At 36.8% G+C, this 15,371-nt stretch carries 12 protein-coding genes; 1 reads left to right on the top strand and 11 read right to left on the bottom strand.

The genetic code is table 11. From position 1 onward, the window contains the following. Positions 1 to 89: 89 nt before the first annotated feature. The 6 genes from ACTJJF_RS02160 to ACTJJF_RS02135 form a co-directional block, all read right to left on the bottom strand. Complete coding sequence (locus tag ACTJJF_RS02160) at positions 90 to 1,517, bottom strand: serine hydrolase (RefSeq protein WP_440698524.1); 1,428 nt, start codon at positions 1,515 to 1,517, stop codon at positions 90 to 92. A 5-nt stretch (positions 1,518 to 1,522) separates the two neighbouring features. Further along, entirely contained in the window at positions 1,523 to 2,509 is a 987-nt protein-coding gene (locus tag ACTJJF_RS02155; protein ID WP_440698523.1) for a WG repeat-containing protein, read from the bottom strand. 46 nt (positions 2,510 to 2,555) lie between these two features. Further along, positions 2,556 to 3,983 (bottom strand): adenylosuccinate lyase, encoded by a 1,428-nt coding sequence (gene purB / locus ACTJJF_RS02150; protein WP_440698522.1) that lies wholly within the window; start codon positions 3,981 to 3,983, stop codon positions 2,556 to 2,558. Between the two features lie 871 nt (positions 3,984 to 4,854). Beyond that, positions 4,855 to 4,995 carry a bacteriocin-like protein gene (locus tag ACTJJF_RS02145; protein WP_312301093.1) on the bottom strand — a complete coding sequence of 47 codons (141 nt, stop codon included), beginning with the start codon at positions 4,993 to 4,995 and terminating at the stop codon, positions 4,855 to 4,857. A 218-nt stretch (positions 4,996 to 5,213) separates the two neighbouring features. Then, a complete protein-coding gene (locus tag ACTJJF_RS02140; RefSeq protein ID WP_312301095.1) occupies positions 5,214 to 5,624 on the bottom strand; it encodes a hypothetical protein in 411 nt (136 codons plus the stop codon). Between the two features lie 183 nt (positions 5,625 to 5,807). Then, complete coding sequence (locus tag ACTJJF_RS02135) at positions 5,808 to 6,197, bottom strand: hypothetical protein (protein ID WP_312301098.1); 390 nt, start codon at positions 6,195 to 6,197, stop codon at positions 5,808 to 5,810. A 249-nt stretch (positions 6,198 to 6,446) separates the two neighbouring features. Here ACTJJF_RS02135 and ACTJJF_RS02130 point away from each other — a divergent pair, with 249 nt between their 5' ends. Then, positions 6,447 to 7,934: a T9SS type A sorting domain-containing protein gene (locus ACTJJF_RS02130; protein WP_440698521.1), complete on the top strand. Its 1,488-nt coding sequence runs from the start codon at positions 6,447 to 6,449 to the stop codon at positions 7,932 to 7,934. An 84-nt stretch (positions 7,935 to 8,018) separates the two neighbouring features. Here the strand turns inward: ACTJJF_RS02130 and bglX are convergent, their stop codons facing one another. The 5 genes from bglX to ACTJJF_RS02105 all read right to left on the bottom strand — a co-directional run bounded on the left by bglX (position 8,019) and on the right by ACTJJF_RS02105 (position 15,370). Further along, positions 8,019 to 10,346, bottom strand: a complete 2,328-nt coding sequence (gene bglX, locus ACTJJF_RS02125) for a beta-glucosidase BglX (protein ID WP_440698520.1) — start codon at positions 10,344 to 10,346, stop codon at positions 8,019 to 8,021. A gap of 89 nt (positions 10,347 to 10,435) precedes the next feature. Then, a complete protein-coding gene (locus tag ACTJJF_RS02120) occupies positions 10,436 to 11,581 on the bottom strand; it encodes a hypothetical protein (protein WP_440698519.1) in 1,146 nt (381 codons plus the stop codon). Further along, complete coding sequence (locus ACTJJF_RS02115) at positions 11,581 to 12,288, bottom strand: prolyl oligopeptidase family serine peptidase (RefSeq protein ID WP_440698518.1); 708 nt, start codon at positions 12,286 to 12,288, stop codon at positions 11,581 to 11,583. The genes ACTJJF_RS02120 and ACTJJF_RS02115 overlap by 1 nt, the downstream gene beginning before the upstream one ends. 197 nt (positions 12,289 to 12,485) lie before the next feature. Continuing rightward, positions 12,486 to 13,877, bottom strand: a complete 1,392-nt coding sequence (locus ACTJJF_RS02110; protein ID WP_440698517.1) for a glucoamylase family protein — start codon at positions 13,875 to 13,877, stop codon at positions 12,486 to 12,488. Positions 13,878 to 13,951: 74 nt separating this feature from the next. After that, positions 13,952 to 15,370: a RagB/SusD family nutrient uptake outer membrane protein gene (locus tag ACTJJF_RS02105; RefSeq protein ID WP_440698516.1), complete on the bottom strand. Its 1,419-nt coding sequence runs from the start codon at positions 15,368 to 15,370 to the stop codon at positions 13,952 to 13,954. Position 15,371 lies beyond the last annotated feature (1 nt).

The following is a 15,371-nucleotide window of genomic DNA, read 5'->3' as shown; positions in this document are numbered from 1 at the left end:
TCTGATGAGCACTTACTATTCCATCTACATTGGCCTCATTCCGGAATACAAATTTACTCTTTTTACTTTCTTTAACCTCATTCTTTTTCTTATAATGCGAACGTCAGATTAATATCTTTGGTCCCCTCACTATTGGACGCATTTTTAGGAGCTTCCATCCATGCCTCTTTATTCAGTACAAATCTAAAAGGATAGGTTTTTCCTTTTTGAAATCCGGACACTGGAAGCTGTAATTCGTAATGGTTTTTATCTTTTTTCACCATCTGATACTCTTTTTTCCCGGCATCCCAATTATTAAAATCTCCTACCAATGAGACCGTATGAAGAAGCTCTGGATTTAAATTGGCAGGATGTGTGTAAGAAAAAACGATCTTGTCTCCTTTTATCGTATATCCATATACCTCCTTTTTATCTGAGGTTGCAATAAGATCACCTACCAAACGCATGGTACCATTATAAATTGAGGAAAATGTTTCGGGTCCATTGATATTGACAATCATACAAACACCTATATTCAGCTCAGGATATACGATAAACAAGGTATTTATTCCATAAGATCCTCCGTGTTTAAACCCTGTTTTACCGTATTCGGTAATAAAATATTTATCCCAAAAATATCCGTACCAGTCTTCTTTACTATTGTCAATATTTCTTTGGGACTCCTGAACTATCTTATCTTGCGGATTCAGCTCTTCTTTTAAAAACTTCATCATATCTCCCATTGTAGATTGGGTTTTCGAACCGCCTGCTCCCCATAAAAGGCTTTGCGAAACGGGCATCAGACGATAATTTTCATGATATCCGTTAGCCTGAACTTCATTTGTATCAAGTTCCAGTTTGGTATGGTTCATTCCAGCTTTTGAAAATATATTTTCTTTCAAAAGGGTTTCATAGCTTTTTCCGTAAATATTTTCCAGCATGAGACCAGCCAACTCAAGGCTTAAATTGCTGTATTGATATTCTTTACCTGGTTCCATCTTTAATGTAACCGCAGCAAGATCTTTTTTAAAGTCTTCTTTTGTATATCCTTTATTGAGCTTCTCATAAAGAAAAGGAGTCTCATCCGTCATATTTTTCCTTAATTCATCATCATTAGGAAGGTTTCTTGGAAGTGCGGTTTCGTAAGAGATTAAGTTTCTTATTTTTATAGGGACACCATTATATTCTAAGTTAGGGTAAGATCCATTAAGGTATTTACGTACGTCATCATCAAGATTTACTTTCCCTTCCAGAACTGCCTGGGCCAGCAACTGACCTGTAAAAAGCTTGGTAACGGAAGCGATGGCGAAATAAGTATTATCATTGGCCTTATTCCCTTTTCCTTTGTCTATTTCACCATAGTGTCCGGTATAAACTTTTCCGTCTTTGAGTATTCCGACAGAAACAGAATATGCTTTAGATTCTTTGGCTACTTTCTGAGCAGCTGCATCTATGATTGAGTATACTTTTTTCTCACTTTGTGCATAGTTCTTTACAAAAGCTAAAGCTAAGATAAATACAAGTATATTTTTTCTCATTAAGTTTAATTTGGAGTGTTTTTGAATTTATTCGGGTTATTAGAATGTTTTTTCTGGTACTCTTCTGCTTGTCTGATTTCCTCTTTGAGCCATTTTTCAAAAGGAATCATTTTATCTTCATAATTTATAGTAAAAACTTTTTTTCCGTCTTCTGACACAAAAAACTTCAGGTCATCAAATGCTGCTAAGTTTCTTTTGCCGTTATCATAAGTATTGATCTGATAATACGGAAAATTTTCCTGTGGTCTTTCTACAATTTCAAAAAGCAGTTTTTTTTCCTCTTCGGACATTTCATTATAGACATTCACATAATGAACTGCTGAAATGATCTTATTGTATTTTTCAAAGAATTGAAGAATATTTTTTTCTTTTCCACTGTATTGAAATGAATATGGGTAATATTTCCCATCAATGTCAATATCTTTCCCGGAATGCTTTGAAAGCGGCTGAACAGTTTCACCTTTGATATTCATCACTCCCCATATTCCGCCTACTATTGCAGGATGTTCATCATCTGTTTTTTCCCAGTCACAGTCATCACAGAACACGGAATATCCGTAATTAAAAGAGGCAGCAAAGTCATGATTGGGCTGAATGATCGTTTTTCCATTACGGTCTGCAAATCCTATTTTTCCATTTTTCACAAATCTTCTCAGTCCTTCTGAAAAATAATCTGCACCGTTATCAAATAAATAGGGCCTGTATAAAAAATTACCTTTTCTGTCATAAACATATCCAAAGGTATTTTTTTCATATTTGTCATTTCTTTTCCCACCAGCAAAGAGAATAGTTTCATTTCCGATTCCTTCCGGTACTGATTCTCCGTCTTTGATTCCTGTATAATCTTTAAATTCTGCCGGAATGATGATTTTTCCAGCCTGGTTTTTAACCCCTACCAAACTGTCTTTGGAAATAAAATATCTCAAATCTTCTTGCTTCTGAGAGAAAGCCAGCACGGGAATCATTGCAATCAATAAAAGGACTTTGTTCATGGCAGGTTAAAAATAAAATATGCAGCCCAAAAGGCTGCATACTGTTTTATACTTTAAGATCAGCTTCTAATCCTATCAAATCTTTATTCTGGTCTATAATCGGCTGCACTTCATTCTTGACAAACTCTTCTGTCTGAATCGGTGCAAACCCGATAAAGTTCTTCGGATCTAAGACTTCTTTTAACTTTGATTTATCCAGTTTTAAAGAGTCATCGTTTAAGATTCTTTCGATCAGGTCATTTTCTTTTCCTTCTTCTTTTACTTTCTTGGAAGCTTCCATAGAATGTACTCTGATCACTTCGTGAATTTCCTGACGGTCACCACCGGCTTTCACTTCTTCCATGATAATATATTCTGTAGCCATGAAAGGAAGTTCTTCTTCAATATGTTTGTTGATTCTGTTCGGATATACTACAATTCCGTTCATAATGTTGTTCCAGATCAGTAAGATGGCATCAACAGCAAGGAACGCCTGAGGAATTGTTAATCTTTTGTTCGCAGAGTCGTCCAATGTTCTTTCGAACCACTGTGTAGAAGCTACCATTGCAGAACTTGTTGTGAGAGACATCACATATTTTGCCAATGCCCCGATTCTTTCGCTTCTCATTGGATTACGCTTGTAGGCCATTGCTGATGAACCGATCTGGTTTTTCTCGAATGGCTCTTCAATTTCCTTAAGGTTCTGAAGTAAACGTAAATCGTTGGTAAATTTATGGGCAGATTGAACGATATTTCCTAATAAAGCCACAACTTTAGCATCAATCTTTCTATCGTAAGTCTGTCCGGAAACTCCGAAGACTTTTTCAAAACCGAATCTTTTGGAAAGTTCTTTATCTAAGTGTTTAACTTTTGAATAATCCCCGTTGAATAATTCAAGGAAACTTGCAGCAGTTCCTGTAGTTCCTTTTACTCCTCTGAAGCGAAGGGTTTCAAGGAAGAAGTCTAATTCTTCAATATCAAGAACCAAACTCTGCAGCCAAAGTGTTGCTCTTTTTCCTACGGTTGTCAACTGAGCCGGCTGGAAGTGCGTAAATCCTAATGTTGGAAGGTCTTTGTACTGAATGGCAAAGTCTGCCAAATTTTTCATTACATTCACCAACTTTTTCTTCAGGATTAAAAGTCCGTCACGGATCTGAATTAAATCTGTATTATCTCCTACAAAAGCTGAAGTAGCCCCCAAGTGAATAATTCCTTTTGCAGAAGGCGCTACATCACCATAGGTGTGAACGTGAGCCATTACATCATGACGGAATTTCTTTTCGTATTCTGCTGCTTTATCGAAATCGATATTCTCAGCATTGGCTTTTAATTCAGCGATCTGCTCGTCTGTAATCTCAAGACCTAAATCTTTTTCGATCTCAGCTAAAGCGATCCAAAGCTTTCTCCAGGTACGGAATTTGTTATTGTGTGAGAAATTAAACAACATTTCTTCACTGGAATAGCGCTCTTCCAATGGATTTTTGTAGGAATTCATTCGTTCTTTTACTTTTTAGATGTACAAAAATACGGTTTTTCAGTGAGAGATAAAAATACTGTTTTTATGATTTTTAATCTTTATGATGTATTGCTGCTGCCTTTGATTATATTATATTATTGAAGTTGTTACAGATAATATAGAATGCATGAAATAATGAAAAATCTGTGTAATCAGCTTAATCTGCGAGCAGATTATGTTGCCAATGATGGACGAATATTGTTGGAAAAACGCTAAGGCCCTATTGTTTACTTTATTCTGCTTTTAAGGCACTAAGATTTTATCTCCGATAAAATTGAATACTGTTTATTTTATAAGTATTGTTTTTCAGTTCCCAACATTACACAAAGAATGAATATCTGCGTAATCAGCTTAATCTGCGAGCGGATTATGTTGCCAATGATGGACGAATATTGTTGGAAAAACGCTAAGGCCCTATTGTTTACTTTATTGTGTTTTTAAGGTGCTATGATTTTATCTCAGATAAAATTCAATGCTGTTTATTTTATAAGTATTGTTTTTCAGTTCCCAACATTACACAAAGATTGAAAATCTGCGTAATCAGCTTAATCTGCGAGCGGATTATGTTGCCAATGATAGACGAATATTGTTGGAAAAACGCTAAGGCCCTATTGTTTAATTTATTGTGTTTTTAAGGCGCTAAGATTTTATCTCCGATAAAATTGAATGCTATTTATTTTATAAGTATTGTTTTTCAGTTCCCAACATTACACAAAGAATGAAAATCTGCGTAATCTGTCTGATCTGCGAGCGGATTCTGTGGCTATGGATATACAATGCTTTATATATTAATAAAAACAGGCTATCTTTTCTTTGAGATAGCCTGTTCTTCATTATTATTCCGGAAGATTTAATCAATAAGTCCGCAAGGTGATCCTACAGGAATACATTTTTTTACAAATGAACACCAGAAATATCCTGGCAGACACATCGGGATCCCTCCCTGAACTGTTTTCAATTCTTTTTTTGAAAGTTTTCTTAAGTTTTTCATGATAACATTTTTTGATTTTTTCCTACTCTATATGCTTTTCGGATTCTGCTTTAATTTGGTATTACCAATATACATATTTTTCTAATAAATAAAATATAATTAACTCATTTTATACAACTTGCATTTAAAATATTTTTCTACAGGAATATTCTACTCACGAAGTTCATTCACGAAAAAAACCACCCTTCCGGGTGGCTCTTATTTTCTGATATTTGATTTTATTGATAGATGACTACATCATCTTTCTTAATCCGGTAGCTTTTCTTATAAGGTATTAAAACATAGGTTTCTTTAATATAGCTTCCGCTTTTCCATATTTTAGCTTTTCCTTCTCTTTCAAGAATAATGCTTTTTGCCATTCCTTCCGGGATAAAGACTTCAGCCCGTTTCATATCTTTACTGAAAATAACAGCCGTCATTGTAGCAGAGCTTTTATCTGAGGTCACTTCCTTTAATTTGATTTTCTGTTCGAAAACCCTTACACAGTTGTTTCTGATCTGAGAATAGGTATAACCTGCAGAGTTGATACATCCATGAACATCCCTGTCCCCACCCAAAACCGGAGTTTTTTGTTGAGCAAAAGCTAAAGAGGCAAGGAACATCGTAGTAAATAAAATTGGTTTTTTCATATTTAAATTATTAATGTTTTCAATTGGTAAAAGTATTTCACAAAATAAAGATATTAATTTCATTTTTAGCTGCAAAAATCATTATTTCTAATCGCATATTTTTTATTTTGTTCAGATGAACCTTATTGGTATCACAAAAAAAATCACCCTTCCGGGTGACTTAAATCTTTTTACATTCTGGGTTTACTGATAGATAACAACATTGTCCTTTTTAAGCTGATATCCGCTTTTTTTGAAAGGAACCAGTACATATCCGTCTTTTTTCCATGCTTTCGCTTTTCCTGCTCTGGTAAGAACAATGCTTCCTCCTTCTGCGTCTTTAACAAAAACCTCAGCTTTCTTCATGTCTTTACTGAAAATAACGGCTGCAATGTAATCACCTTTTGAAGCAACCTCTTTTAATTTGATCTTCTGTTCAAAAGTACGTACACAATCTTTCTTAACTTGTGAATAGGTATATCCTGCTGAACCAATACACCCGTGTGCATCTTTATCGCCACCTAAAACCGGTGTTGTCTGTGCGAAAGCTAAGGAACCAAGGAACATTGCGCTGAATACAATCGTTTTTTTCATGTTGTTTGTCTATTATGATAATTGCGAGTGGTATTAATAAAAACCATGCCAAAGGATTGAAAAAAAAGTCTTTTCGAGTAACTTCTATTTATAGCGATTCCACAAGTTGTTATTATAATACTAAATATTTATAAAAATTAGGAATATTTTTCTCAAAAAGAAATAAATATGATAAAAATAAAACTATTATTTGCCATTTGAAACAATATTTCTACATTTAGAGAAAAAATAACCACAAAACTAATATTCATGAAATTAAAAATCTACTCTGCAATTTTTCTATTGACATCTGCCTTATTTTTTTCACAAAATGTGAGTTTCACGGACATCAATTTTAAAAATGCTTTACTGCCCTACCACGATGCCAACGTTGATGGAGAAATTTCTAATTCGGAGGCTCAGAATGCTACGCTCATCATGATTGATACTAATTATGGCATCACCAATCTTGACGGAATAGAGGCATTTACCAATCTGGAGACTTTTGTTATAAGAAAGAATCCTGTTTCTTCCCCTGTCAATTTCAGCCAAAGTATACACTTAGCCACTATCATGATCGATGGTGCCGCCATACCATCGATCAACCTTACAGGCTTAACGCAATTGAAAAAGCTTACTGTAACGTTATCGCATGGCGCTGCAATAGATCTGACCAATAAGCCTCTGCTCGAAGAACTTTTTATAGCCGGTGAATATGGCATTGGAGGGGTTAGCACTTTAGATGTGACGCAAAATCCTGTTTTAAAAACATTATGGCTTAATCACAGCAGTCCCAATACACTTAATGTGTCCCAGAATCCTTTATTGGAAACCCTGGTCATCCAACAAAATCCCAATTCACCCACGAGCCTGACTTCTTTGAATGTTACTCAAAATCCAATGCTTAAAATATTAACTTTAGGCGGAAACAGCAATCTCCCATCCATAGATGTAAGCATGAATCCGGTTTTAAGTATGCTGAATATCGGGGCAACGGCAATAACTTCCCTGAATCTCAGCAACAATCCTTTATTAAAATATCTGGCAATAGATCACTGTGATTTTTCAGGGGGTATAGATTTGTCTAATCTCACTCTTTTGAAAGAGCTTAATGCCAACAATTCTTCATTAACGCATTTAGATTTTACGAATAATGCCAATTTACATACTTTAAGTTTCAGCAATAACTATATCACCAGTTTAAATCTTGCTCCTTTGGTGAAACTGAAAAATTTTCACAGTGCCAATAATCTCTTTACCGCTATAGACCTAAGCAATAATCATAATCTTACCTATGCGGACTTTATGTCTAATCAGCAGGTGCAGTACATTAACATGAAAAATGGCAATAATCATAATATGACATGGCTTACGAACATGGACTATCAGTTTATGCCACAGCTAAGAGGTTTCTGCGTAGATGATGTGAATTCACCTTATGGCATCAAGGTAAAACAGACGCTTAATAATACAGTATTGGTTACTTCTGACTGTTCCCTGCTTTCGACCCGTGAAAATCCATTGCAGAGCAACCGTTTTACATTATTCCCCAACCCGGCAGATGATAAAGTATTTATAGAGAGCCCGGAAGATCTGCTGGAGTATTCTGTTTTTTCAGTTTCGGGCCAGAAGATACAATCAGGGGTTTTCAGAAAAGGAGAAAACTCTATAGACCTAAAGAATATGATTAAAGGCACCTACGTTATTCAGATCAAAACAGACCGTCAGACGTTTACCGATAAGATCATTAAGAGATAAAATGCATTTCCAAATAACAAAGCCTTGTCATGATCATCTGACAAGGCTTTTGTTTATAAATATATTAAAAAGTTTATCCCTGAGTTATTTTGTCCAGTTGACTTTTGAATGTTTTACTTCCTCAGAGTTTGTACCGATCATGATATCAAATTCTCCCGCTTCCCAATCATACTTCAGATCTCCGTTATAGAATTTCAGATTTTCAGGGGTAATATCAAAGGTTACTTTTCTTGACTCTCCTTTTTTCAAAAATACTTTCTGGAAACCTTTCAGTTCTTTTACCGGTCTTGTAATGCTTCCCACCATATCTCTGATGTACAGCTGAACTACCTCAGCTCCGTCATAGTTTCCGCTGTTGGTTACGGTAACAGATGCCTGAACAGTCTGATTTCCTTTCGGATTGGCATTGGAAACCGTGATATCAGAATAATTAAATTTCGTATAGCTTAATCCGTACCCGAAAGAATATAATGGTGTATTGCATTCATCCATATAATTGGAACGGAATCTTTCGTACGTACATTTATCTACTTTATCCTGGCTCAGCGGACGGCCTGTATTTTTAGCATTATAATAGATAGGAACCTGCCCCAGGCTTCTTGGGAAGGTCATCGGCAGTTTTCCTGACGGGTTTACTTTCCCGAACAGGACATCAGCAATCGCATTTCCTGCTTCAGATCCTGCAAACCAGGCATTCAGAATAGCATCAGGAGTATCTTTTACATTGGTAAGAGCCAATGGACGACCCGTGAAAAGCACCATCGCAATAGGTTTTCCGGTTTTCTTCAGCTCATTTAATAGGTCTACCTGAGACTGAGGAATTGTAATTTCTGTTCTGGAAGAAGATTCTCCGCTCATTTCTGCAGATTCGCCGATAGCCAGAACGATCACATCTGCTTTATTGGCTACGTCAACCGCTTCTTTTAATAATTCTTCTTTTGAACGGTTATCACGGTCTGTTTTCTTTCCGTGAGCGGCATAGATATCTTCCAGCTTGGCATCATAATCAATGTTCGCTCCTTTAGCAGAAAGGAATTTCACCTCTTTACCATAGTTTGCCTGTAATCCCTGCATTAAATTAACAGAGATCGCATGTTTGGTAGCAACACTCCAGGTTCCGGCCATATTCAGAGAATTGTTGACCAATGGGCCTATTACCGCTACTGTTCCTGCTTTTTTCAAAGGGAGTACCTGGTTTTCATTTTTCAGTAAAACCATAGACTGGGCTGCAACATTTCTCGCAATGTTACGGTTTTCCATGTTGTAAACTTCTTTTGCAGCCAGTTTTGCATCTCCATGTTTGTAAGGATTGTCGAATAATCCCAGATCATATTTTGCTTCAAGAATTCTTTTCGCTGCAGCATCAATTTCAGCCTGGGTCACCTTACCTTCAGAAAGAGATTTTTTAAGGGTTGTTAAAAAACCTTCTCCTACCATATCCATATCCACTCCGGCTTTCAATGCCAAAGCAGAAACCTGCTGCAAATCTCCCATTCCATGTTCTACCATCTCGTTGATCCCGGTATAATCAGTCACTACAAAACCTTTGAATTTCCATTGGTTCCTCAATACTTCGGTCTGCAGCCATCTGCTACCTGTTGCCGGAACGCCATCCACTTCATTGAAAGAAGCCATTACAGAGGCTACCCCTGCATCTACAGCGGCTTTATAGGGTGGAAAATATTCGTTGAACATTCTTACATGGCTCATATCCACTGTATTATAATCACGACCTGCTTCACCGGCTCCATACAGTGCAAAGTGTTTTACACAAGCGAGTATATTGGTTCCGTTTGCCAGATCTTTGCCCTGGTATCCGTATACCATGTTCTTAGAAATTTCGCTTCCCAGGTACGGATCTTCTCCGGAACCTTCGGAAACTCTTCCCCATCTCGGTTCACGGGAAATATCCACCATTGGCGAAAATGTCCAGTTGATCCCGTCAGATGCGGCTTCTTTAGCTGCTACCCTTGCAGACTGCTGTACAAGGTTCATATCCCATGACGCAGCAAGTCCTAGAGGTATTGGGAAGGTAGTTTCGTAGCCATGAATTACATCCATACCAAAGATCAAAGGGATTTTAAGACGGCTTTTTTCAATAGCTACTTTCTGAACGGCCTTTATTTTATCTGCTCCTTTTATATTGAACAGCCCTCCTACCAGCCCCTGTTCCACTTTCTTTCCGATATCGGAACTCTGGGCCTGGCCTGTTGTAAAGTCTCCTGAAGTTGGCAGGTTCAGCTGACCAATCTTCTCATCCAAAGTCATTTTAGATAAAAGATTGTCTACAAAGGCTTTCTTTTTAGCCTGATACTGAGCGGTCTGATAGGCCTGAACCGGTTTATCCACCATTTCCTGAGCGGAAAACACGGGTGAAAGTGCTAAGGTTGCAAGTACAATTAACTTTTTCATAAATCGATCTTCTTATTATTATTGTTTTGTATTTTATTGCTTAATTACAAGTTAGTTTCTTCAATTTCATTGTGACCGGTAAGCAGCTTTCACTGATAAATGATTTCCTGCTTGATGGTTTCAGTAGTATTCGTGATTTTATTCTCCGTATACCATTCTATAGTATTTCCGTATTCATCATATTTTTCGGTGGAAAAATTGGTGGGTGAGAAAAATTCTGCATGGGTTTTCTTTTCATTTTCGATATAGTGTATGGCAATAAGCTCATCTTTTTTATTATATTCGTTCACTCTTCCTTCAAGGTATTCCAATCTGTTTTCTCCCCCCGAGTAATCATCATAATCGTCTTTTGTTTTGCAGTACACACTTCCGTAATGAATATTGTATTGGTCAAAATATTCAATTTCTTCAAGGTGAGGGGTAAGGCGATCTTTAGAAAAATCCGGACGGTAAGATGATGTCTCATGTAATGTAAGGTTGTCAAATTCATCATAATTGAAAATTTCAAGATGAATATGTTTCATTATTTTACTGAATGTGTCTTGATCTTCGGTTTGCATATAGTGTTTAAACAAATGCAGTTTTTCTTCATTATATAGAAAATCACCAATTCTTATCACCCGATCTGTTTCATCAGAGACGATATATTTAATCCGGTCACCTTCTCTTTCCATAACCATATTATCCGTAAATTCATAAGTTTTCATGACTGTAGGATACTCAGCATTGATATATTTTTTCCAGACGTGACATGTTTTTTGATCTTCACTGTAAACCGTAGTGATATGATAAGAGTCTTCATATCCTTTGATATCAAAAATCACTTCTGTAAGCCTTTCTCCCCTGAATGTATAACTGATTTCGTCGTTATCTGCTTTCAAAATGATAAACTTTGTCAGGCCGTTTTCTTCTTCGATATTCTTTTCCAGCCATTCTTTAGACATCAAAGCATAAGTTTCAAATTGATCCGGTCCTTTAAATGGATTTTTAATGGAAATGCTACATCCTGTAATATTTTTGGAACGATCATAAACCTGTTGCAAATAATAATGTTCATGATGCTCATATATTGTTTCAAATCTTTCAGGATCTTTAAAGTTCAGATCTCTGATTTTTTTTAAGTTTTCAAAAAAGGCAGAAGCTACCAGGTCTCCATTCTGAAAACGATGAACCTCACGGATATTCTTTTTATTTCCGCTAAAGCTTTCTATAAATATCTCGTCAAGGTCAATCATTATTTATTTTTTTCTTTCTTTTTAGACAGCATCCATTCATACAGCTGAGGATTTGAATAAGTGGAATCCCATGAGTTATGATTATCATTCGGGAATATGACCAGTTCTGCAGTTGAGTTTACCGGATGAAGTTTCTGGTAAAATTTGAAAGCATTTTCCGGCAGTACAATATCATCCATCCCTCCATGGAATATTTTCATATTCAAATCTTTAAATTTATTAATATTAGCCATCATTACCTGATCCGTAGGAGCGCAGACTGAAACTACTGCTGCAAACATTTCAGGGTGCTCCATCGCCAGCTTCAAAGTACCCCATCCTCCCATAGAAAGTCCTGTAAGGTAGATTCTTGAAGGGTCTATCTTATATTTTTTCTGAATTTCTTTTATTAAATTATGCACTGTAACGGTATCCCACCAGCTATCTGCAGGGCATTGGGGTGCGAGAATAGCTACAGGTTCCTTGATCAGATTCTTATAAGTAAACGGGCTATGCGCTTTTACCAGTTCAAGGTTATTTCCTCTTTCTCCGGAACCGTGAAGAAAGACAATCAATGGAACGTTGCCTTTGGTATTCTGGGGATAATCCAGAATATAAGAGATTTTTTCCGTTCTTTTAATTTCTTTGTTAAGCTCTCCTTTTATTTCCTGGGCATTCAACTGCAATGAAAACGGCAATAATAAAAGGGGAATATGTTTTAATTTCATAATGCTATAGGTTTTGGCTAAAGCCCTGGATTTGGTTTTATTTATTTTAAACGGGCTAAAGCCCGTTTCTATTGAATGTATATAGCTGCTGCATATTGTTTTTTCTCGCAGATCTTTCAGATTGAGCAGATTATTGTATTTAAATGATCGGCTAAACTTTTTATTAATATCTGAAATTCAAAGAGGCTTATTTAAAATTATTTTATTCCATATTTTGAGGACTGGAAACTCAGTTTTTTTAATCCCTGCTGAATTTCCGGGGCATTCATAAACAGTTTCCACAGGAATCCTGTTCTGTAGTTTTCAATCATTGGAGCTATTGTTCCCTGATCAATGGCCAGATATCTTGGTGTAAACCAATTGCTGTAATGAATGGATGTTGCATCATAAGGTCCGGCAGATCCTATGAATTCAGGTTTTTGGGTATAGATAAACCTCAGGAAATTCATGGATTCTTTTGGTGTGTATGGAAAACTGCTCAATGCTGCTGTGGGTGTTATTACTCCATTGTCATTACTTGGCATATGGGCTGTATATCCTGTGCTTCCATTTTCATTTCTTGTATAGCCGGCTGTTAATCCCCAATAGTCTGGTCCATAACCTTTCCACTGCTTCGGATTTTTTACACAGTATTGATAATCGATAAGTGTCTGGTTTTTATTAATATCAAAATAATTTTTTACCAGCTTATCGGATAATCCTGTCGGGTCAAGTCCGATATAAGAGTATTGTGCCCAGAACAATGGACCGCCATATTCTTCGGCATAGTTATGCTTTACATACAGAGGCAATCCGTATTTTGTTTTGTCTGTAAGGTAGGTTCCGTTTCTGGTCCATCCTTTATAATAGGTTTCAGCATCAATGGAATAAGTAGGTGAAGAAGCTGCTAAAATATAAGTGATCAGACATTCATTATAGCCTTCGAGAGGAAAGTTCATTTCCCACTGATATTCCGGTGACCAGTGCCAGTAAAGGACTTTTTCACCTCCTTTTGTATACCAGTTCCACTGAATTCCTTTCCAGAGCTCATCACATTTTGCAGCCAATGCTTTTTCTTCTGTATTTCCGTTTTTAAAATATTCACGGACCATGAGTATTCCTGAAGTAAGGAATGCGGTTTCCACGAGATCTCCTCCATTATCTTTTTTGCCAAAAGGAACGGTCTTACCTGTCTCTCCATTGATCCAATGGGACCATGCTCCTTTATGACGGTCGGCTTTTGCAAGGAAGTCCATCATATGGGAAAGTCTTTTTACAGCTTCCTTCCTTGGGACAAATCCTCTTTCCACACCAACCAGAATTGTTGCGAGTCCAAATCCTGAACCGCCGGTAGTGATCACGTGTTTATCTTTATCAGGATAAATATTATCTTCATGATACCGCTCTCTTCCCAGCATTGACTTCGGTTCTGCATAGTCCCAGAAATACTTGAGGGCATCTTTCTGCACTCTGTCCATGAGCTGCTCGTCTGTAATATCAGAATTTACCATTTTACCCGTCTGGGTTTCCTGATTCTGAATATTGGCATTTTTGCATGAATATGCAAAAAACAGAGAGGTAACAGCAATTGACAATACGATCCTTTTCATGATTTCTTTTTTTTACGTGATTCTACTAAAAGAAGAGGAGAACTTTCATTCTCCTCTAAAGTTTATGTTATATTTTAATAGCCTGGGTTTTGTGTAAACAATCCTAAACTTGCATTCATTGCATCTAATGGAATCGGGAATAATTCATTCTTCCCAGCTTTGAAACCATAAGAGGCAAGAACTGTTGCGGCCTGCCCTGTTCTTACCAGGTCTACGAAACGGTCACCTTCCATAGCAAGTTCTACTCTACGCTCATGCCAGATTGCTGTTCTCAATGCTCCTTGTGTTGCAGCTGTAGTTCCTGCCAATTGAGCTCTTGTTCTCACTCTGTTAAGATTAGTAATTGCTGTAGCAGTATTACCCAATTCGTTAGCTGCTTCTGCATTGATTAAAAGAATTTCTGCAAATCTTAAAATTCTGATATTCTGTCTTGAACCATAAGCACATGCACTATTGTTCAAAGCTTTTGGAACATATACTTTTTGGTTGAATGTTGTTACAGAATTTGGATCTCCCATTGCTATAAGATCTCCTTCCGGAGTTGTTTCGCCATTTCTAAGAATTGTAAGCTCTTTTCTGATATCCCCCGACTCAAATGCATTTTCCAATGCCTGAGAAGGAGTAAAGAATCCCCAACCAAACTGATTTCTTACTCCCTGTACTTCAGCATACTGACTTCCTCCGAATTGAGTAGAACACTCACAGTTCACTTCGAATACAGATTCCTTTCCAAATTCTCCTGCAATTCTGAATAAATGATTGAAATCGGGATCCAGATCATACCCCATACTCATTACCTGATTAGAGGTTTCATATGCTTTCTGCCAATCTTTTTTATATAAATACACTTTTGAAAGCAATCCTAAAGCGGCTCCTTTGGTAACTCGTCCAAGATCAGCCGCTGCATAGGTTTGAGGCAAGATTTGCGACGCATTGGTAAGATCCGAAATAATAAAGTTATACACTTCTTCGGCTGAGTTTCTAGGAACTGTATAAGTAGAAGGAATTCCATCAAAGATAGGAACCCCACCGTAGATTCTCAATAAGTTAAAATAAAAATAAGCCCTCAGCATTTTTGCTTCAGCAATCAATCTTTCTTTTAAAGTGGCATCCATATCAATTTTTGGAACATTTGTAATTACTTGGTTACATCTGTTTACCGCTTGCCATTGTCCAATCCAGTACCCTCTAACTCCATCATCACTTACGGTATAAGTAAATTTGTCGTAAGCATTAATAAAGGAAGCATCACCGGGGTTAGACCCTTTCACAACGTCATCTGCCGGCACTCCAAAAACAAACTGATAAGGGAATGCAGAATTTTCCCAACTTCTTAAAAACACATAAATAGCATTGGTTGCCTGCATAGCATCTTCCTGAGTTTTGAAAAAGGACTCTGCTTCTGTTACTCCTTCCTGTTTTATATCCAGATAATCGTCTTTACAACTTATCACAAGTGAAAATAAGGCGATGGATAAAAATATTTTTTTCATG

It is taken from the genome of Chryseobacterium sp. 22458, from assembly GCF_052044975.1.
In the GTDB taxonomy this organism is placed as follows: Bacteria; Bacteroidota; Bacteroidia; order Flavobacteriales; family Weeksellaceae; genus Chryseobacterium.
Note: the sequence above shows the minus strand (reverse complement) of the source record. Positions and strands in the feature narration are given on the sequence as shown.

Bases quoted from the DNA above. Each gene is read 5' to 3' on its own strand.
- ACTJJF_RS02135 (WP_312301098.1), bottom strand. From the start codon at position 6,197: ATGAAAAAAACGATTGTATTCAGCGCAATGTTCCTTGGTTCCTTAGCT.
- ACTJJF_RS02130 (WP_440698521.1), top strand. From the start codon at position 6,447: ATGAAATTAAAAATCTACTCTGCAATTTTTCTATTGACATCTGCCTTA.
- bglX (WP_440698520.1), bottom strand. From the start codon at position 10,346: ATGAAAAAGTTAATTGTACTTGCAACCTTAGCACTTTCACCCGTGTTT.
- ACTJJF_RS02115 (WP_440698518.1), bottom strand. From the start codon at position 12,288: ATGAAATTAAAACATATTCCCCTTTTATTATTGCCGTTTTCATTGCAG.
- purB (WP_440698522.1), bottom strand. From the start codon at position 3,983: ATGAATTCCTACAAAAATCCATTGGAAGAGCGCTATTCCAGTGAAGAA.
- ACTJJF_RS02145 (WP_312301093.1), bottom strand. From the start codon at position 4,995: ATGAAAAACTTAAGAAAACTTTCAAAAAAAGAATTGAAAACAGTTCAG.
- ACTJJF_RS02155 (WP_440698523.1), bottom strand. From the start codon at position 2,509: ATGAACAAAGTCCTTTTATTGATTGCAATGATTCCCGTGCTGGCTTTC.
- ACTJJF_RS02110 (WP_440698517.1), bottom strand. From the start codon at position 13,877: ATGAAAAGGATCGTATTGTCAATTGCTGTTACCTCTCTGTTTTTTGCA.
- ACTJJF_RS02120 (WP_440698519.1), bottom strand. From the start codon at position 11,581: ATGATTGACCTTGACGAGATATTTATAGAAAGCTTTAGCGGAAATAAA.
- ACTJJF_RS02160 (WP_440698524.1), bottom strand. From the start codon at position 1,517: ATGAGAAAAAATATACTTGTATTTATCTTAGCTTTAGCTTTTGTAAAG.
- ACTJJF_RS02105 (WP_440698516.1), bottom strand. From the start codon at position 15,370: ATGAAAAAAATATTTTTATCCATCGCCTTATTTTCACTTGTGATAAGT.
- ACTJJF_RS02140 (WP_312301095.1), bottom strand. From the start codon at position 5,624: ATGAAAAAACCAATTTTATTTACTACGATGTTCCTTGCCTCTTTAGCT.